The sequence below is a fragment of the Microbulbifer sp. ABH2_005 genome (assembly GCF_056160005.1).
The window spans coordinates 2,585,058-2,605,272 of record NZ_JBSWWI010000001.1 but is presented as its reverse complement, the minus strand read 5'-3'; the positions used below and the strand labels follow the sequence as shown (position 1 = coordinate 2,605,272).

15 protein-coding genes are annotated in these 20,215 nt (G+C 45.4%); 5 read left to right on the top strand and 10 right to left on the bottom strand.

What is annotated here, in order from left to right:
• Positions 1-64 precede the first annotated feature (64 nt).
• The 9 genes from ACXAFI_RS11305 to ahpC (ACXAFI_RS11265) all read right to left on the bottom strand — a co-directional run bounded on the left by ACXAFI_RS11305 (position 65) and on the right by ahpC (ACXAFI_RS11265) (position 9,949).
• Positions 65-574 (bottom strand): ester cyclase, encoded by a 510-nt coding sequence (locus tag ACXAFI_RS11305; protein WP_475108888.1) that lies wholly within the window; start codon positions 572-574, stop codon positions 65-67.
• 308 nt (positions 575-882) lie between these two features.
• On the bottom strand, positions 883-1,599 hold the full coding sequence (locus ACXAFI_RS11300) for a LytR/AlgR family response regulator transcription factor (RefSeq protein WP_475108887.1): 717 nt from the start codon (positions 1,597-1,599) through the stop codon (positions 883-885).
• A 3-nt stretch (positions 1,600-1,602) separates the two neighbouring features.
• On the bottom strand, positions 1,603-2,685 hold the full coding sequence (locus tag ACXAFI_RS11295; protein ID WP_475108886.1) for a sensor histidine kinase: 1,083 nt from the start codon (positions 2,683-2,685) through the stop codon (positions 1,603-1,605).
• A gap of 65 nt (positions 2,686-2,750) precedes the next feature.
• Complete coding sequence (locus ACXAFI_RS11290) at positions 2,751-4,178, bottom strand: alpha/beta hydrolase family protein (RefSeq protein WP_475108885.1); 1,428 nt, start codon at positions 4,176-4,178, stop codon at positions 2,751-2,753.
• A gap of 444 nt (positions 4,179-4,622) precedes the next feature.
• On the bottom strand, positions 4,623-5,138 hold the full coding sequence (locus tag ACXAFI_RS11285) for a MaoC/PaaZ C-terminal domain-containing protein (protein ID WP_475108884.1): 516 nt from the start codon (positions 5,136-5,138) through the stop codon (positions 4,623-4,625).
• A 22-nt stretch (positions 5,139-5,160) separates the two neighbouring features.
• A complete protein-coding gene (locus ACXAFI_RS11280) occupies positions 5,161-6,009 on the bottom strand; it encodes an HpcH/HpaI aldolase/citrate lyase family protein (RefSeq protein ID WP_475108883.1) in 849 nt (282 codons plus the stop codon).
• An 8-nt stretch (positions 6,010-6,017) separates the two neighbouring features.
• Positions 6,018-7,331, bottom strand: a complete 1,314-nt coding sequence (locus tag ACXAFI_RS11275; RefSeq protein ID WP_475108882.1) for an acetyl-CoA hydrolase/transferase family protein — start codon at positions 7,329-7,331, stop codon at positions 6,018-6,020.
• A 422-nt stretch (positions 7,332-7,753) separates the two neighbouring features.
• Positions 7,754-9,304, bottom strand: coding sequence for an alkyl hydroperoxide reductase subunit F (gene ahpF / locus ACXAFI_RS11270; RefSeq protein ID WP_475108881.1), 1,551 nt, complete (start codon positions 9,302-9,304; stop codon positions 7,754-7,756).
• Positions 9,305-9,382: 78 nt separating this feature from the next.
• Positions 9,383-9,949 carry an alkyl hydroperoxide reductase subunit C gene (gene ahpC, locus ACXAFI_RS11265; RefSeq protein ID WP_152452991.1) on the bottom strand — a complete coding sequence of 189 codons (567 nt, stop codon included), beginning with the start codon at positions 9,947-9,949 and terminating at the stop codon, positions 9,383-9,385.
• Between the two features lie 378 nt (positions 9,950-10,327).
• Between ahpC (ACXAFI_RS11265) and ACXAFI_RS11260 the strand changes: the two genes are divergently transcribed.
• The 3 genes from ACXAFI_RS11260 (at position 10,328) to ACXAFI_RS11250 (ending at position 17,053) form a co-directional block, all read left to right on the top strand.
• Positions 10,328-13,699, top strand: coding sequence for a Gfo/Idh/MocA family oxidoreductase (locus tag ACXAFI_RS11260; RefSeq protein WP_475108880.1), 3,372 nt, complete (start codon positions 10,328-10,330; stop codon positions 13,697-13,699).
• Positions 13,696-14,892 carry an MFS transporter gene (locus ACXAFI_RS11255; RefSeq protein ID WP_475108879.1) on the top strand — a complete coding sequence of 399 codons (1,197 nt, stop codon included), beginning with the start codon at positions 13,696-13,698 and terminating at the stop codon, positions 14,890-14,892. Before ACXAFI_RS11260 ends, ACXAFI_RS11255 begins: the two co-directional genes overlap by 4 nt.
• A 586-nt stretch (positions 14,893-15,478) precedes the next feature.
• On the top strand, positions 15,479-17,053 hold the full coding sequence (locus ACXAFI_RS11250; protein WP_475108878.1) for an ATP-binding cassette domain-containing protein: 1,575 nt from the start codon (positions 15,479-15,481) through the stop codon (positions 17,051-17,053).
• A 488-nt stretch (positions 17,054-17,541) separates the two neighbouring features.
• Here ACXAFI_RS11250 and ahpC (ACXAFI_RS11245) read toward each other — a convergent pair whose 3' ends face one another.
• Positions 17,542-18,108 carry an alkyl hydroperoxide reductase subunit C gene (gene ahpC, locus ACXAFI_RS11245; protein WP_152452997.1) on the bottom strand — a complete coding sequence of 189 codons (567 nt, stop codon included), beginning with the start codon at positions 18,106-18,108 and terminating at the stop codon, positions 17,542-17,544.
• Positions 18,109-18,352: 244 nt separating this feature from the next.
• Between ahpC (ACXAFI_RS11245) and ACXAFI_RS11240 the strand changes: the two genes are divergently transcribed.
• Complete coding sequence (locus tag ACXAFI_RS11240) at positions 18,353-19,669, top strand: DUF2157 domain-containing protein (protein ID WP_475108877.1); 1,317 nt, start codon at positions 18,353-18,355, stop codon at positions 19,667-19,669.
• Entirely contained in the window at positions 19,666-20,187 is a 522-nt protein-coding gene (locus tag ACXAFI_RS11235; RefSeq protein ID WP_475108876.1) for a GDYXXLXY domain-containing protein, read from the top strand. The genes ACXAFI_RS11240 and ACXAFI_RS11235 overlap by 4 nt, the downstream gene beginning before the upstream one ends.
• Positions 20,188-20,215: the final 28 nt, after the last annotated feature.

Genomic DNA, 20,215 nt, shown 5'->3' with positions numbered 1-20,215 from the left:
TAGGACAACTAAATAGATATTCTCTATACAGCCGATTGTTTCATCTTAAAGAAACTGAATATCATTATTTTATAGCCCCCATTTGTTTCAGGAAGCCGTATTTATCCCAGGTAACCCAGGTTTCGGTGATCTTTCCCTCTTCAATCCTGACAAACTCAACGCCATCATAAGTGACGGTCTTCTTTGTTGGGGGTTCACCCATAAAAGAGCCGACATGATTTGCCCTGATAACCACATGGGTGGCCACTAAATTGCCTTCAGCGACCTGCATTTTATTAAGAATTTTTACGTCTTTGAAGGCGGCATGAAATTTATCTACCTCAGCCTTTACTTCTTGTAAATTTCGTTTTTGAGGGCCAGCGGTATAGTTGGTTGCAGAATCCAGATGATTCACATAGTTTGGAGCAAAAATAGTGGCTGGATCAATATCAGTCCCACTGAGCCACCAATCAATAGCTTGCATAGCGAGTTTTTTATTTGCCTCTAGATCATTGGAATAAGCAAAAACGCTAGTTAAACTCGCACACAAGAAGATACATGTCGTTATTACCAAAGAAAGATATCGTTTAGTCATGTAGTTGTCCTATTTGCAAAGGTACCTGAGGTAACCGTTAGTTTTGATGAAAAAGGAGTTCATTAGAGAGCTATAAGGAATGCAAAGTATGAACGCTATTCGAAGGAATAGTCATGTCTGCAGGTGGATTTTGGCAACTGCTTCCTCCTTACCTGCCCAGTTGCTGGGTTAAATAGCCCTTCACGATTCATCAGGTTATCAAGTTCCGGATTGGAAGCTTGTAGGAGGAAACGATGGCCTTAGTCCCCTCCTTATTGGCAGCTTTTACATTAACCTATATCGACTGACTATTGGATTATCTAAGTGGGCTAGAGACTCAGCATCTCTCGTAGGCGGGTGGCTGGCCGTCTGGCAACCTCTATCTCTTTCCCGTCAGTCATGGTTATTAGTAAACCACTGTTAATCCACGATTCTATATCCTTAATAAAATTTAAATTGATAATCTGCTGTCGATTAACGCGAAAGAAAATTTCAGGGTTCAATCTTTGTTCAATTTTGGCTAAAGATTTATAAATAAATGGTTTGCTATCATCGAAAAAGACTTGCGCATGATTGCCGCAGTTCTCAAAGTGGCGAATTTTTCCGATTTCGATTAGCCAGCAACGCTCTCCATCTTTAATGAATATTTTATTGTTGCTGTCTAAGTAATTTATTGAGTCGCTGGAGGGGGTAGGGGGTGTCTCACGTAATGTCTTGTCTAGGGCCCGCTTTAGTTTTTGAGGGTTGATTGGCTTAAGTAAATAATCCAGAGCATTCACTTCGAAAGCTTGGATGGCATACTCATCGTAAGCTGTTGTGAAGATAATTTGAGGTGTAAGGTCCAGTTTCTCTAGTATGTCAAATCCATTGCCATCAGGAAGGTTGATATCTAAGAAAACTAAGTCCGGCTGTTCTTCTGATATAAGAGAGATCGCTTCTTCACAGTTTTTTGCCTCCGCAATCAAGTTTATATGCTTATGAGGTTTGAGCAGTTCTCTCAATTCATTACGTGCGAGTCGTGAGTCTTCAACGATAATGGCTTTCACTTCTTATACCACTAATTGTAAGGAGGAGGGAATATGGCACTGGGCAACTACATGGGAGCCCTGCTGTTTAATATTAAAACGTGTCCTATTGCCATATTGAATGGTTAATCTTTTTTGGATATTGCTTAATCCTACGCCAGTATTGTTGCTCTCTGTAGCTGATGCTGTGTTGAGGGTGCCTGGATTTTTTACAGTGATTACTATATGGTTTTCTTCTTTTGTTACTTTAATCATTAGTTCACCTCCTTGTTTGCACTTCTCTATGCCATGACGTACAGCATTTTCAGCAAGTAGCTGGATTAACAGTGGTGGTATTCTCTCTCCCATTAAGTGATCGTCAGCCTCGATTTTGAAAGCTAGTCGATCTTCATATTGAATTTTTAGAAGTTCGATATACTGGCAAACGATCTCTAGTTCATCTCTTAAGGGTACAGTCTTATGCTTGTGGGCAATTAAGGTATAACGTAGCAGATCAGAGAGATTGGTTAACATTTCTCTAGACCTATTGGTATCTTCAAGTATCAAGGCGCGAATGTTATTTAATCCATTAAAAAGAAAGTGAGGGTTTAGTTGCCCCATTAGCGCACTCATTTTAGCTTCATTGAGTTGCAGCTTGAGTTGTGTTGCATCTTGCTCAGCCTTTCGCAAGCGATCTTGGTTTACTGCAGTAAGGTAAATTAGAGACCAAGTTAGCATGAGTAGGATAAGGATAAGCCAGCTATCGAACACCGCTTCCCAAAAAGTGTGAACAACCGTATATCCCTCAGAGTTGTAGTATGCATAGATGATACTCACTGCGATACAGGCGCAGATAAATCCTAGTAAGATCGAGGCGGAGAGAAAATAAGCCCATTGTTGATACCAACTTTTATCAAAAAGATTAAAGCGGTATATGATTTCTCGGATAATAAGAGTGGAGAGACCAACGGTTAATACTACGGTTGCAACGTGTATTGCGATCTTGTCGATGTGATCCTGGGTCAGTAGTCCCAGTGAGAAGGTGTTTACTAGTGAGAATATTGCCCAGCCACCAAAGTGGTAGGATAGAAACTTTACAGATGGAGTAGGTGATTTTAGAAAATTCATTGAGTGTATATATTAATAAAAATGGCTCCAAGATAGGAGCCATAGATTGATATTTCTTATTATGACTAGAAGCGTTCATTTAGCCATAATGACATTATGTTAAGGGCTCTTGGAGAGAAGCTTTCTTCAATTTCAGCATATTCAGAAAATGAGCCGTTGCCTGCAGTTTGAAAAAGGTGGTTCATTTTTTCAAGTTCAATAGTTTTAAAGTCCTTGTGCCCAGCATTGCTCAATATTGACTGTATATTGTTCAGGTTCATTTTTGCATCAACTTGAAAGTCCAGCGATCCAATAAGAGCTAATAATGGTGATTTTGTTTTTTCTAAATAAGGCTCAGGGTTGAACTTAAGAAAATAACGGAACCAAGGTGTAGAGTATTGGTTCTTTAGTTGTTCAACTTGAACATCCAGTTCTTCTGCCTTAACGCCTTCGAGCTTGACACTTTCGTAAAGCAGTTCCTCAATCTCACCATTGATACTTTCTTTTAGCCCAAGCATGCCAAGTTTATCAAAAATTTCCTTATCTAAATTGCTGAGTTTTTGCAGCTTTTCTTCTGGAACGCCTTTAAATCTACGATCCCGGTTCCATTGATCAATAATCAATTCTGGTATTTTAACCCCTGGGCCTGCAAGCAGGATTGAAAAAGCGATATCATCTCGGCTGCTAGCAACCATGGGTGCTATCATACCACCTTCGCTGTGTCCAATTAATCCAACTTTACCTTTGGGTAAGTCTTTGCGACTGTTTAAAAAATCTACAGCGGCACTGGTATCGTTGGCAAAGTCTTCGCTGGTTGCTGCACTGAAGTCACCACTGGAGCCACCAATGCCGCGGTCGTCATAGCGAAATACTGCATATCCTTGTCGTGTCAGGTGATCGGCGATTATTGCGAATGGCTTATGGCCAAACAGGGTTTCATCACGGTCCTGAGGCCCTGAGCCACTGATAAGAACAGCGGTTGCCTTGATATTTGACTTTGGTTTAGTCAGTGTTCCTGAAATGATATTGTTCGTCGCAGCATTCTTAAAGCTCACTTCCTCAATCGTATACGGAAATGGACCTTGTGGTGTCTGGGGGCGATTGTTCGGCCTGTTTCTTGCACTCTCAGAGGTCCTGCTAAAATTCATCGGTGATGCAACTTCCTGATGAATAGCGCCGAACATCAGGTCAGTTGCTTCACTATAAGCGCCTTTGTAGCTAATCTGTAAGTCTTCCACTTCGAAAGTGATACTATTGTCTTGGATTTCCAGCATGGAGACTTCTAGCCCCTCCTTCCGCAGAGTGGGGCTGTCCAAAGTGCCGGTCCACTCGCCATTAACTTCGTCAAGATGAATGACTATTGGCACATTTCTCTCACCATTTATTTGTGCAACTGACCTCCAGCTTCCTTCGATGCCACCAGCCATTGCATTGGCTGAGATCAAGCCTGTTGCGAGGATCAAGGTTTTTAATTGCCACTTGGCTTTTGCAAAGGTAGTTTTGCTCGCTTGCATGTGTGATATCCCTGTGTGTATTCGATGAATGCTTGGCATTCTAATGAGCTTTTGGCTTTATGTAGGAAGTTTAGTGGGAATGGTTTTTATGATTGATGAGCGGTAAAGAAAGATGATGAGTGGCTAGAGCCTGTGCATGCACAAGATGGTTCTATAGTGCCATTAGTTTTGAGGCATATCTGTCACCTCTTTGTAGGCTAGGCAAGGGCTTGGTGGAGTGGCCCTTGTTTCTGGTTTATTGTTCGATAGGCTGGAGGGGCTTCGGTGTAGATAGCCGTTAAGCACACAGCAAATGCGGCCTGCAGGGTTCGCACTACAGAGTTTTAGAGCGATTTGTATCCTGCGTTGCGACTGATGGAAAGGTCTAGGTATTCCTACATAGCTTTGTTTTGATGGTGAGCCACTCTAAAAGTAATAGAAGTTACGGCGTTATTCAGAGGCCCCCTAAATGCCGTAAGATGGTGAGTGGCCTTTCTTGTACACCAATACTGTTCTCAGAAAGCTCAAAAATAGTTCACCATCTTGATTGAAGCCACGAGTTTCAACCGTCACTATTCCCTGAGTAGGGCGGGAATGTGATTCCCGTTTAGATAGGATTTCACTCTCAGCGTAGATGGTGTCCCCCTCAAAAACAGGTTTTAGAAGCTTTACCTTATCCCACTCTAAATTAGCTACTACCTTCTTACTGATAGTGTTTACGGTCATTCCAGTTACAATTGCCAGGGTTAGAGTGCTATCTACTAGCGGTAACTTCCATTCAGTGTTTTGTGCATAGTGTGCGTCAAAATGCAATTGTGCCGTATTCATTGTAAGTAACGTCATCCAAGTATTGTCTGTTCGAGTCAATGTTCTACCTGGACGATGCTCAATGATCATACCCTCTGTGAAGTCTTCGAAGTAAAATCCAAAGTCTTCCCGATAGCGGTTATCGTTGATTTTTTGATAGGGTTGGAATTGCATGACTACCATTTCCCTTGCGGCTTCAGTTTAGTTTGTTGAAGATAGTGATGATTTGCTTTGCTTTGGAATAGACAGGTACATCAATCATCTCCCCCTGGTATTGACAAGCCTTGCCCTTTGAGTTGTTATAAATCTCTACGATTTTTTCTGCTTTTTCATACTCCTCCTGAGTAGGCTTGAAAGAAGACTTGATTGCTGAGATTTGTTTCGGGTGGATAGCGGCTTTGCCATTGAATCCCATTGTCTTAACGATATTCAGCTCTTTCAGTAGCCCATCTTCATTATTGAAGTCAAAGTATGGTGAGTCATAACAGGCCAGATTCTTTGTCGCTGATGCTTCTACGATTTTGCTGCGAGCAGAGCTTAGGGCGTTAATGGAGTTGTCACAGTTCAGGTCGTTGGCGTAGTCTGCAGCACCAAACATCAAGGCCTGCAGTTTATATGGGCTGTTTTTAACAATATTGTGGATGTTAATTGTTCCATTGGCTGTTTCGATTAAGGCAATTATTGCTAAGTCCTCATAAGTTTGAGAGAGAAGTTCATCAAGCTGCTGGATATCATTAGGGGACTCTGTCTTGGGGTAAAGTACAGCTTCGATCTGTAATTTGGTGGTAGTAATAGCCAGTATGTCTTTTAGTCCTTCATTGCTTGTTAGGTGGTTGATTCGAATAATATTGGCTGTGGTGTGGCTGATTTTCTTGGAAAGATAGTGAACCGCATTATCTCGGGCTAATTGCTTATCACTTTTGGGTACACTATCTTCGAGATCAATAATAACGGCACTGGCTTCTACTTCTGCGGCTTTCTGATAAAGAGTGGGTTTATTACCTGGCGTGAAAAGCAGTGCAGGATGAATGTGTAGGTTGATCATAAGATTGGTTAGATGAAATTGTGCTCTTTAGCTTCTTTTATCAGGCTTTCCCTAAATTCTGGGTGTGCAATATTAATTAGGGCATGGGTACGCTCTGTGGTTGATTTTCCCATCAGCTGGCAGCAGCCGTATTCAGTAACTACGTAATCAACATCTAGCCTGGAATCTGTTGTGATGGTATTTAATCGCGGTACCACCCGAGAAATTTTTCCGCCCTGTGCTGTAGAACTGCTTGCCAATATGGTCTTACCGTTTTTCGAGTAATAGACACCTCTAATGAAATCCAGTTGTCCTCCCACTCCTGAGAATTGATGGTCAGTAAATTCTGCATTCACCTGACCATTGAAATCGATCTCTATAAAGGAGTTAACTGATATCATGTTGTCAATCTGGGCAATAGTCTGTGGTTCATTGACGTAAGAGACCGGGAGGCAGGCCATTGAAGGATTTCCATCAATAAAGTCATACAGTGCCCTGTCACCTATTGCAAAGGTGAAAACATTGAGGTGGGTATTAAGCGTTTTTCGTGAATTATTAACAGCTCCAGATTTGATCAGGTTTATCATGCCCGAGGTGATCACCTCGGTATGTATCCCAAGATCTTTCTTACCAACCAAATGCTCACATACAGCATTGGGAACACCACCAATCCCCATTTGAATGGTGGAGCCATCAGGTATTAGTGGTGCTATATAATCGCTGATCTTTTTATCCAGTTCAGAGGTTTCTCTTTGTGGCTCTTCGATTAATGGAGTGTCGTTTTCTATGATTGCATCCACTTCGTTAATATGAAGAAGTGTTTGCCCAGAAGTTCTCGGCATATTTTTATTGACTTCAACAATCAATCGCTCCGCGTGTCTGGATAGCTCAATGGCATAATCCCCGCTAGTGCCAAAGTTGAAGTATCCATATTTATCCATTGGGGATACGGTAACGAGAAAGGCATCCAAATTAACTTGCCTTTTAATGATTTCAGGGTAGCGACTGAAGGATATAGGCACATAGTTAATGTATTTTTTACCCTTGGCGAAACCTTTCTTGGCGAGCTTGACCTCGTCTTTGGTGAGCATGGAGGAAAAAGGTCTAACGCGGTCTAGTAAATCTTCCTGGAAAATGGTCTTCATTGCGATGCCACCGCAGCGCATGTAGTACACTTTGAGCTTCTTTATGTCGTCTGCCCGTACTCGCTTTTCTAAAGCTTTTAGTAAGGCCGGTGGCGTGGCTACACGCATGCCCATAGAGATGATGCTTTCGCTGGGTATTGCGGATATGGCGTTGTCGGCTGTGGTCAATTTTCTATGGTATTGGGCTTCGTAGTTCATAATACGCTAAATTCACCGTTATCTTATTTGTCTTCTCGCTGGGCCCTTAGGCGCTTAATGGCCTACTAGCACTGAACTTAAAATAGATTATTTTTCCGGTCTAGATAGTGAAGTATGGGCTTCGATAGCATTCTCGGTTAATGCTAGGGCTTATTTATAGTGGCTGTTTTATTCTGTCGTGATTTTTTGCTATTTATAAAGATTGAAAGGTTATTTACGGTGATATTATTTAGGGCTATCAGGTTCAATGTGAACAGTAAGTGTCGGTGGGATAAAGGAGAGGTTATGAGGCAGGAAGAGAGCTAGAGAATCCCATTGACCTTGATTGCAAATGCTAAAGAGGGACTGGGAGGGCGGCATATTTCGTGCAGTACACAAGTAAAAAAGGCCGGTCTTAGACCGGCCTTGAGAAGTATCGATATTTATTCCACTGAGGAGCGGATCAGGTAATCAAACGCGCCCAATGCTGCCGTGGCTCCGGCGCCCATGGAAATCACAATTTGCTTGTAAGGCACAGTGGTGGCATCGCCGGCAGCGTAGACGCCGGGTACAGAAGTTGCGCCACGCTCGTTGATAACAATCTCTCCCATGCGATTCATTTCTACATCGGTTTCCTTGAGGAACTCTGTATTGGGTACCAACCCAATTTGCACAAAGATTCCTGCCAGATCGAGTTTTTTGCTCTCTCCAGATTCACGATCGGTGTAGGCGAGCCCATTTACCTTGTTACCATCGCCTAGGACTTCAGTGGTTTGGGCGTTGACGATAATGTCAATGTTATCCATCTGCTGAGCCTTGCGTACTAAAACGTCATCCGCGCGCAGCTTGTCGGCAAATTCCAATACGGTGACATGCTCGACAATACCAGCCAGGTCGATGGCCGCCTCAATACCGGAGTTGCCTCCACCGATAACCGCAACGCGCTTACCTTTAAAGAAGGGGCCGTCGCAATGGGGGCAGTAGGCTACGCCTTTAGTGCGGTATTCCGCTTCACCTGGCACGCCGAGTTCTCTCCAGCGGGCTCCGGTGGCCAGTACGACTGAGCGACTGGATAGGGTAGCGCCGCTTTGCAGTTCTATATCCACCAGCTCGTTGCGCTGTAAATTGGCTGCACGTTGGTCGGTAATTATATCTACGCCGTACTCTTTAACGTGTTGCTCCAGACTGGCAGAAAGCTTCGGGCCTTCGGTGTAAGGGACTGAGATAAAGTTTTCGATACCCACGGTATCCATTACCTGTCCGCCAAAGCGCTCAGCTACCAAGCCTGTGCGAATACCCTTGCGTGCGGCATAAATGGCTGCGGCAGCACCGGCGGGTCCACCACCCACTACCAGTAAGTCGTAAGGGTCTTTTTCATTGAGTTCTTCAGTTTTGCGTTCTGCGGCGCCGCTATCCAGTTTACTGACGATTTCTTCCAGAGACATTCTCCCCTGGCCGAAGTGTTCGCCGTTCAGGTACACCGCTGGTACCGCCATCACATTGCGCTGCTCAACCTCATCCTGGAACAGGCCGCCATCGATCATCTCGTGGGTGATGTTCGGGTTTAGGGTAGCCATCAGGTTCAGTGCTTGAACCACATCCGGGCAGTTCTGGCAGGAAAGCGATATGTAAGTTTCAAAGTGAAATTCACCTTTTAGATTGCGCACCTGCTCCAGTAGTTCTGGGTTCGCCTTAGAGGGATGGCCGCCCGCTTGCAGTAACGCCAACACCAGAGAGGTGAATTCATGGCCCAGCGGGATTCCGGCAAAGCTTACACGGGGTTCTTCACCCGCTGGAGCGATGGCCATACTCGGTGTGCGCTTGGCCTGACCTTGCCGTGCGCTGATTTTTCCAGAGAGCGCGGAAATTTCATCGACCAGCGATTCCAGTTCTTTGGATTTCTGGCTTTCATCAGTGGACACACGAATCTCGATCGGCTTGACGATATTCTGCAGGTAAGTGTCCAGTTGCTTCTTCAGGTTTGCATCCAACATCGGTGTGTCCTTTCCTAACAATTTAAAAATTTGGGTGTGGCCCACCTCTTTGGTGGGCCGGGTCAGAGCTGTTCGGGTTTAAATTTTGCCGACAAGATCGAGGGAGGGCGCTAGGGTTTCTTCCCCTTCCTTCCACTTGGCCGGGCAGACTTCACCGGGGTGTGCGGCGACGTACTGAGCGGCTTTGATCTTGCGCAGTAGCTCGCTGGCATCGCGGCCGATACCACCGGCGGTGATCTCAACGATCTGGATGCGACCTTCCGGGTCGATCACAAAGGTGCCGCGGTCGGCAATGCCTTCTTCCTCGATCATCACGCCGAAGTTGCGGGTGATGGTGCCTGTGGGATCGCCGATCATCGGGTACTGGATCTTGCCGATGGTGTCTGAAGAGTCGTGCCAGGCTTTGTGGGTGAAGTGGGTGTCCGTGGATACGGAGTAAATCTCCACGCCCAGTTTTTTGAACTCTTCGTAGTTGTCCGCGAGGTCGCCCAGCTCGGTGGGGCACACAAAGGTGAAGTCGGCCGGGTAGAAGAAGAACACCGCCCACTTGCCCTTTACGTCGGCGTCGCTGATATCGAAGAAGTCACCGTTCTGGTAAGCCTTGGCATTAAAGGGTTTCAGTTGGGATTCGATGTAACGTGACATGGATAGCTCCTTATTCATGGCTGTCTTGCCGGTCGTTGTTTGGGTACGGGGGTAATACTATCGATTACGATAAATTAATAAAAATTATTAATTTAAATGCTTTCGATAGTTAATAGCTATCTATGACTGCATCTTGATTGCCGTGGGTGGGGGATACCACTGCAGGGTGTTGATAGGTATTCAACACCGCTAGAAGCAGCGGTATTGAGTGCTGCTCAGCATTCCTTAATCAGGAAGTTACCAGCTAAGAGGTCGGCCTCTGGGTTGAGTGATGAAGAGCTGAAAAAGAGTTGAGGACTAGATACGAGGACATTAGCAATGGGGTATGAGAGTGGATTGGTGCTCGAGGTTTTAGCTTAGCTTTGTGCTGGTGTGAGGTTGAAAGTTGCCGATATGAATGAAAACGTTGTGCATGTCACAGTAATTGGTGTCGGCCTGCCTGGGGAGTCAATTGGGTGGCTGCATTTGTCTCAGTTAATGAGTATGCCAAATGTCGTCGTGGATGCGGTTATTGAGGAATATTGGCTTTCTGAGGCTGTGGCTTCGAGCGAGAAAGGGCTGGCATATCAAAGAGAGATGGCAAGACTTGAGGAGCAGTTCGGAGGCTTCAAAATCTATACCTCTGTAACTCAGTTGCCCAGGCCAGATATGTTCTCCAAGCATTTGGTCATCATCTCGGTTAGAACTCCATCAGCCCCGGATGTGTTTAAGTCGGTAGTTGCCAAAGGCTATAGGAATATTTACTTGGAAAAGCCAGGGGCAGATTCCCTGGAAAAATTACAAGCCATGGAGAGGATTGCCGAAGAAAAAAATGTAAAGGTTGTCGTAGGTTATCAAAAACATATTGCAAATTATGTAAAAGAAGCTGAGAAAATCGACCATGAGTGTGCGTTGCACTCGAGAAGCGTTGGTTTTATACATCACAACCCCCACCCTGAAGATTCTCTAGAAAGTGTGTTTAGGCAAAATTCTGAAGGAATGCTGCTGAATCAGTGCTGTCATGAGCTTGAACTTTGTGTCGCAAAGTGGAAATTAGCTCCTAATAACATTGTTGATGTAGTAGTTAACCCTGAGAAAACTGTACAAAAACGTTTTGGTAATATTGAGGATTTTAAGAAACTATCCTTCAAGGTAGAGACTAATTTGGGAGTTACTTTTTCCTTTTTTGCCACCCGTTGTGAGGGGGTAGAAAACAGTATAGTGATGAGGAGAGGCCTCACAGGTAAGCCTATTTTGGTTAGGCAGGCCAACCAAGATGTGTCAGAGCGCGCTTTGGCGCTTACCAAGAAAGAAAAAGGTGCAATGTGGTATTGCTACTTATTCGAGCAGGATTACCGTGTTCTGAAGAGTTTATTTATTGAGTCAATTTTATACCACGATGACGAGAAGTATTTAAGCCTCCCCAGGCTGCCACACGCCTGTGGAGTTCTTCAGCTAGCCGCGGCGATTGAGCCTAGTATTCAGGCTCAGGTTAAGAGTAACAAAGATCATCATCCTGTTGCTCAGGTTGTAGATACGGTATGTCAACAGCCAACTACTCAAAGAATCTGGTACCACCAAAAACTATTTGCCCCTGGTAATAACTTTCTTATTGATATCCTAAGGCCGCCAAAGAAAAGAATTATCTGTTGCGTTGATGACAGAGTCTGGGATCTTTATGCAAAAGATATCCTTGAGTGGGAGAATTCCGTTGGAGTTAGTCTTACTCCAATAGTGATGAAAGGCGGTGAACAGTCAAAGAATATTGATAGTTTCCTCAAGGTGATTGATGAGGTCTGGAAGGCAAACCCTCTCCGCTATAGAGAGCCAATCGTAGCCATGGGGGGGGGGGCGGTAACAGATACCATAGGATTCGTTAGCGCCGTCTGGCGACGTAATACCCCATGGATACGTATTCCCACTACACTTATGGGGATGATTGATTCCTCTATCGGAATCAAAGTGAGTGTGAACCATATTATTAAGAATGGTTTAGGTGCTTTCCACTGTCCTCGGCATACCATTATCGATCCGACCTTTTTACGCACTAACTCACAACGGGTATTGAAGAGTGCGATTGGCGAAATGATTAAAGTGGGCGTGGTATTTAATAAAGAGGTTCTCAATCTGCTATCTAAAAGGGGTGAGGGCTTGTTGGATAGCAGGTTTCTCGACTCTAATGGCTTGCCTGGAGAGGATTCTTACAATCTTATTATGATTTGTATTGATGCCATGCTGGATAGCATCGCGGGGGACCTAAACGAGGAAAATTTATCCCGGCCAATGGATTTTGGGCACACACTTTCAAGATGGCTGGAACGTGATGAATCATTCCGGCTGATGCATGGTGAGGCAGTAGGTATTGATTGCCTGTTCACATCCCTAGTGGCTGAACAAATGGAGTTGATTACCAAAGAGGAGGTTGAGTTTCTCTTTGATATTTACGTCAAGTTGGGACTTGCAGCTAGCGTAAAAGGGCTTAACTTGGATGTATACAAAACAGCTCTAAAACAAGTTTCTATTCATCGATCGGGTAGATTACGGGCTCCACTGCCTGCGCCTCTAGGGCGTTGCACTTGGGTAGATGAAATAAAAAATAAAGATCTGGAGAATTCCTGGATTAGCTTGCAAAAGAGACTCGCTATACATCCTGAGCTGGTTTTGGACCCAGATACTATTGAAAATGAAGATTATCGGTCTGCTGGTGTGAAAACGTCAAATGTTAGAAGCCAGGAAAAATATATTCAAAAATCACTTCGCTGGGGAATTATTGGTTGCGGAAGAATTGCAAATGACTTTGCGATAATTATCAATTATCTGGAGTCTGCTGAAATTCAAGCTGTGGCTTCAAGAGATTTGGATAGAGCGAAAGATTTTGCGAGTAACCACGGAGTCAGTCGGGCGTATGGGAGTTATCTAGAGCTTGTTTCTGATCCAGACGTTGATGTTGTTTATATTGCAACCACCCCAGAGCTGCATCGGCAGCATGCTGAACTGGCGTTGAGGGCAGGAAAGCCGGTGCTTGTTGAGAAACCTTTAGCGCTCACAGTCGAGGATGCCTTAAAGATTAAAGCGCTTGCCCATAAAAAGCAGCTGTTCTGTATGGAAGGGATGTGGATGAGATTCTTCCCTGCTATTGAATATTGTAGAAGCATCGTAAGTAGCGGCGAGATCGGTAAGGTTTGCCAGATTCGGGCAGACTTAAGTTTCGACTTGCGTAAGGATGAAGGGCTTCAATCGCCTAAATGGCGGGTAGGGGCGGGCATGGATGCTGGTGTTTACCCCATTCATGCCGCGCTTATGTTGCTTGGAAGGAATGCATCAGACCTAGAGTTTTCTGGCGTACTTGATGACTATGGATTTCAGGAGGATGGTGCGGGATTAATCTATGCGCATTATGATTCCGGGACTACAGCTGTTGTTTCCTGGAGTCATCTGGTTGAGGGAGCGGAAGAATTGGAGGTCTATGGCACTAAGGGTAGGGTGAAAGTACACTCACCGGCTCACTGCCCGACAAGGATTTCCGTAACCAGGGTCGAGGGTGATCGAAGAGCCGATAATAATACCAGGTTGTATGAATTTCCGCTGCCGCGAATTAGGGGGGAGTTTAATTATCCTAACTCCGAGGGGCTATACTACGAGGCTCGGGCGGTGCAGCGATGCTTGGAGAGAGGATTGATCGAGTGCCCGGAGCTTCCTTTAGCAGACTCCGTGCAGGCAATCAAGATGATCGTAGAGTGCGACCACCACATTAAAAGAAAAGCTGCGTGAAACGAAATATCTATTGGTTTGGGTTGCTGTCCTGCTACGGAGCGCTGTTTCTTCTGGGGTTTATAGAAGTTTATAAGGCACCAATTTATCCAAAAATACTAGATTTCTTTTCTGTATCCCCTACTAAGGGCTCCACCTTTTTCTTTTTATCCACCTTTTCAGCTTTATTGATGACGCTCTCCGGATCTTTGTGGGTAAAGAGGGTGAGAGTCATATCTGGCTTGGGGTTGTTTGTCATTTTCATGGGGAGCGGCTCCATCCTATCAGGTATCTCTGGTTATTTTCACTCCTTTCCTGTATTGATTTTGGGCAGTTTTGTTTTTGGGGTCGGTGCAGGGGGTTGTATGGTGCTAATTAATGTAGCAATTCCTCTTTTTGTACCTCAAGACCTGACTCGCCAAGGGTATTGTGGATTGCATAGCACCTACGGAGTTGCATCAATACTATCTCCATTATTGCCTGTACTCTTCTATAAATATCACTTTGGTTGGGAGGGTGGGTTCTACCTGTTTGGTGGGCTTGCAACCGCAATTTTACTATTTATTTTCTTTGGATTACGCAATAGCAGGGCAAGGCGTCAAGCGGGTGAGGGAGGTATTGATCCCAGTGCTTATCGAGAAAAGAGTAAGCGTGATAAAGAACCAAAAGAGTGGTGGATTGCAATAGGTGGTGGGCTGATTGTTTCTGCCTACAACGGATCGGAGCATATTCTTGCAAGTCGACTGGTGCTGTTTCTTGAGGCAAGAGGCGGCCCATGGGCGGTTGAAGCTGATATCCTGCTATCAATCTTTTTTGGACTATTGTGCATTGGCAGAATACTTTTTACCTTTATTCTTCTGAAGGGCAATACCTTCTTTTGGCTGATTATCTCTTTTCTATCGACTGCAGTGGTTTTTCTTCTGGGTTATTGGGTGAATCCTATATGGTTTCCGGTATGCGGATTAACATTATCTTACCTATTCCCCTATACGATGGAGTGGTTAACCCGTTGTTCCAAGAATCCACCATTTACTGTTTCATTTTCTCTTGGCACAGGAGGTGTATTTTTGATATTTGCCCATGCTTTGGTGGGTTGGTTGGATGGAAATTATGGAATTCAAACAGCTATTTATGTAGTCCCAGTATTTCTTCTGTCAGGGATTATAATTTGCACATTGATAGCCTTTTTTGAGAGGTTGAAAAATTCTCGATAAACGTCTAATAATCCATATTATTCTCATGAATAAAAAAGAATGTTAATCAGTTGAAGTTCTCAATGTGCAGGGTTAAAAAACCTGGGTAATTCACTCACAGATGAGTCAGCCTTATCATAGGAAGGTGGTTAGAGTGAAAATACTAACGGGTTGATAAGGTGCTTCTTCCTGCAGGTTGATACTTAATAGGTTAGGAGACGGTCGGATTGGTGATAAGGCGTTCAGTATCAAAGCTTGATGGGCAGGTATATTAAATTCTATAATCGCTACAATAGTAGGTGTCGTCTGAGCTCATTTATTGGCAAATAGTGCTACTAGTCATGTAGATCAAATAGTGCTTGAAATGTACTAATATATTAATTACGCTGAGCGCCTGTAATAGATGTTCCCACCTTGGAAAATAAAATTCTGTCATCCTACCTGGAGTTTTTTACGCCGATGAATTAAGTCCTGCGCATAATTGGAGCTAAGTTCGCACTCTATCGCTGCGGACCTATTTAATCCTTTGCAGGTGGCGTATCTTCCTTGAGAACCAGTCTTGTTCGATAGCAGAAATACGCCGCACGATCTTATGATCGGAGGGCATATGACAGCTATTTGTACTCTTGAAAACGTCTCCCTGATATTTGGGGGGACCTCGATTTTCCATGAAGTAAGTTTGGAATTACCTATAGGGATCACTGGATTAGTTGCACCTAATGGCAGTGGGAAATCCACGTTACTTGGCATTCTTCACGGTCAAGTTTCCATTGCTAGCGGCAAGGTATCTTGGAAAAGACGCCATCACCTGGTGAAACAGATGAATCACCGGCCTGATTTGCGGATCGTCGATTGCCTCGCAGATGGACACTTGTATGAAGTTTTTTCACGGATTGACCAAGGGCATGCATCAGAGGAGGACTTGATATCCGTTGCGGACTGTTGGCATCTGCCTCTTAATTGGCAACGCCAGCTAGAGGAAGCAAAAATCCATGCGCCATTGGAGACTCCTATTGAAAGACTGAGTGGTGGTCAAAGAGCCAGATTACACCTTGCCTATGCATTCTCTCTCTCAAATGATTACTTACTTCTCGATGAGCCTAGCAATCATCTTGACCAGAGTGGTCGAGAATGGCTGAAAGAGAAAATAATAAGTCATTCAGGCGGGGCGTTGGTAGCCAGTCATGACGTGGAGTTACTAGAAAATACTGGGCAAATAGTAGAGATATATCAGCGAGGACTGAGAACCTATGGCGGCGCATACAGTACGTATACACAACAAAAAGAAACAGAGTATGCAGCCCTGCTTCAAAGGGCAGAAGATAATCGAAAAGAATTAAATAGATTAAATAACGTTAGACAGGAAAGTTTGCATAAGTTTGCTACTAGAAAACGACAGGGTAAAGGCCAGCGGAACTCTCAAAGCAAGAGTCTTATGGATTCACAAAAAGATCGTGCAGGAAAAGGTCTCGGAAAGTTAAAGCGAAAGTGTGTGCAGCGCAAGTTACAGTTAGAGAGAAAAGGTGATGAGATAAGTAAAAAAACTACAATTGAGTCCCAGAGGCTAAGACCACAAAAGCTATCCATAACTAAGTGTGACTCTCGAAAATCAATAAAACTGCATCTCGAAAATTTGCAGCTTCCATATGGTTCTCATAATAAGCCTATATCTTTAACAATCCGAACGGGGGATCGTTGGAGGATAAAGGGTAGCAATGGCAGTGGAAAGTCCACCCTGCTGAAGATTATTGCTGGCCAACTAGAAGCTTTAAGTGGTGTTTGCCAACTGCGTGGAAGTGTTTGTTATTTAGATCAGGATTTCAGTTTTCTCAATAAAGAGATATCAGCTCTAGAGAACCTTTCCTTTCTTCACCCTGGCAGAAAAGAATCTGAATGGCGTATCATGCTAGGTAATTTGCGGCTAAGGGGTGATATGGCGCTGCTTCCTCTCAGGTTACTTAGCGGGGGGGAGCAATTAAAAGTAGCTCTACTAGCCATTACACAAGGCACTATTACCACAGACCTTATACTACTAGACGAGCCAGATAATCACTTGGATCTGGATTCCCGTCAGCTATTAGTGGATGCCATTATGGATTTTTCTGGTGCTGTTTTATTGGTCTCACATAATCTGAGTTTTGTTAAGGCTTTAGGTGTTGACGGTCAGCTAAACTTGGATTGAAAAATCTTTACCGATTAGTAAGAAAAGGGGATTAGTAGGTAGTATGTAACTGACGGCAGGCTATTTAGTTGATTATGGTATTAACCTTGCCACTTTATATCCTATTGAAACATAGGTCTTTCGTCTGCCTAGTTTTTCCTGAAAATTTATCTTCCCATGCTCGAAAGGGCTTATCTATGAGGCTGCCGCTGTACAACGGTGCCTTGCTGCAGGGCGCACTGAATGCCCTCAAGCTCCTATGGATGATTCATTGTTGGCTATTCAGTTATTGTCAGATTGCGATCACATTATCAAAAGCAGAGAGAGTTAGAGCCTTACGACGTTTAGATTTTTGTTAGTCAGGCATACTTTTTCTGAAAACGAAATTTATGGTAGCGTTTGATAATTCTATTGAATTTGTATGAATCTGCTGTTCAAAAATTATAAATGGCAATGCCCACCAAAAGGTGGGCATTGCCGGTTCCAATCCTGTGAGGGCTTGGGAAAACTTAAATCTTGCCTACCAGGTCGAGAGATGGGGCCAGGGTCTCTTCACCTTCTTTCCATTTAGCCGGGCAGACTTCACCGGGGTGTGCGGCGACATACTGGGCAGCTTTGATCTTGCGCAGCAATTCGCTGGCGTCGCGACCGATACCACCAGCGGTGATCTCAACGATCTGTATACGGCCTTCCGGGTCGATCACAAAGGTGCCGCGGTCGGCGATGCCTTCTTCCTCAATCATCACACCGAAGTTACGTGTAATGGTGCCGGTGGGGTCGCCGATCATCGGGTATTGGATTTTACCGATGGTGTCAGAGGAGTCGTGCCAGGCTTTGTGGGTGAAGTGGGTATCGGTGGAGACGGAGTAGATCTCTACACCCAACTTTTTGAACTCTTCGTAGTTGTCCGCCAGATCACCGAGCTCTGTGGGGCATACAAAGGTGAAGTCGGCGGGGTAGAAGAAGAATACGGCCCACTTGCCTTTTACATCGGTGTCGCTGACGTCGTGAAATTCGCCGTTCTGATAGGCCTTGGCTTTGAAGGGCTTGAGTTCGGATTCGATATAACGGGACATGAATTGCTCCTTAGTTGGATTAAAAGTATTCCGCGTTGTGTCTGTAACTTCTGTGACCTAAATACTATTGTTCTTGTGTTTTTAATAAAAATTAACAATTTAAATGTGTCAGATAGCCTGTGACTATGCGCTTATCTGGGGCAGGCTAGATTGTGGATGGAAGCGACTTTAGAGATACTCCAAGGAGTTGGGGTGCGCGTAATGCTGCTCACCGGTAATGGATACTAAGCCGCAGGAAAGTGGTATGCGATTGATAAGGTTGTTGAAGTATGACCTGGCGCGGGAAGCCGGGGACTGGGTGGATGATGGGGTGATCAGCGAGGCGCAGGCTGAGTTAATCTGCGCCCGCTATGAGGTGGACTACCATCGTGCCCGGCAGCGCTCAATGGGTTACAACGTGTTGGTGGGGCTCGGTTACCTGTTTATCGCCTTGGCGCTGATTACCCTGATTGGTGCCAACTGGGAGGAAATTCCACGCGCTTTGCGTATGGGAGGGCTGGTAGCGCTCACTCTAGCCACCCAATGCGTTGCCCTGCGGATCTATTTCACAGGAGATCCCCGCCGGGGCGAGGGGCTTTTCCTTCTGGGGAACTTCTTCTTTGGTGCCTCAATTATCCTGATCGCGCAGATATACCATTTGGGCGAAAATATGCCCGATGGCGTCTTCTGGTGGGCATTGGGTTGCTTGCCGTTTGCCCTGATTACTCGCAGCCCCTGGCTGGCAATCCAGACACAAGTTTTAGCGCTGCTGTGGTTCTTTTTGCAGGTCAGCATGGGCTACTACCCTGCGCTCTTCCCGCTCTTTATAGCGGCATCTCTCTATGTGCTTCTGCGCGGGCGTGCGAGTACGGTTCTTATGCTGTTGCTCTTGGTGAGTATCGGCTTCTGGGTTGAATACACTCTGTCGGAATTTTGGCGGAGCCAGCAGCCGTGGGTTGGGTTGAAGCTCTATCCCGAGAATCTGGCGGTAGCGGTTGCCCTGTTTATTCTGCTGTATGTTTTCAGCCACTGGCTGGCCTTGAGGGGGGCATCGGTGGCCAAGGATTACGCAACGGTGATTTCCGTGTGGTGCCTGCGTTTTGCTCTGGTCAGCCTGCTGGTATTCAGCTTTGCATTTCCCTGGGAGGAGCTGATTGAGGCCCAGTGGGAGCACCGGCTGAGTATGTGGCTGGTGGTAGCCGCGATGGCTGCCGCTACGCTGGTATTAGCACTGCCGACCAGGCGCCTGTTATCGAGCGGCCTCCTCTTGGTATTTTTTGTTGGTGCACTGATTACCGTCAGTACCAGAGGCGCCCCGGATTTGGCAGTGTATCTGCAGGTGGCGACTAATTTCGTCCTTATCAGCTGCGGTATTTGGTTGATCTACCGGGGTATTCACGATGGTATTTCCCATTATTTCTTTCTTGGGGTGATGTCGATATTAATCACCGCACTGCTGCGCTATATCGACTTGATCGGCGATTATCTGGGGGCGGCGTTAATCTTTATTCTATTTGCGGGCCTGCTGCTGGGCGCCGCCAAGTACTGGAAGCACCACCAGGGCGGGGAGGAAATGTCATGAAGAAGGGATTGACCTACGCCTTAGGGGTGGCGATTGCTACGCAATTTTTCATTCTTGTGGGGATGTATGTAAAAGCGCAGATGCCGCTTTGGACGGGAGAGCTGGTTCGGGTCAAAGCGATTCCGGTAGATCCCCGCTCTCTATTTCGAGGTAACTATGCGCGGCTGAATTACGATTTTTCTCGCATTGCCAAGTCGGCCCTGGCCGGAGACCGGCGAGTGCGAGAAGGAGAGGTGGTATATGTGTCCCTGAAAAAAGATCCTTCAGGGCTCTATGCGTTTTCTGGAGCGAGCCTGGAGAAACCTTCCGAAGGGGTATTCCTAAAAGGGCGGGTTGCGGGTCGTAACGCTTGGCGTGCAAAGCATTTTTATCGTGTTAAGTACGGCATTGAGGCTTACTTTGCGCCCAAGGCAAAGGCTCTGCAGCTGGAGCGGGAACTGCGTGATGGTGGAATAGCCGAGCTTATGGTGGCGCCCAGCGGGCAAGTGACCCTTAAGAATGTAATTGGGGACGATTGATTCGGTAAATTGACTCGTGCGGTGTTTG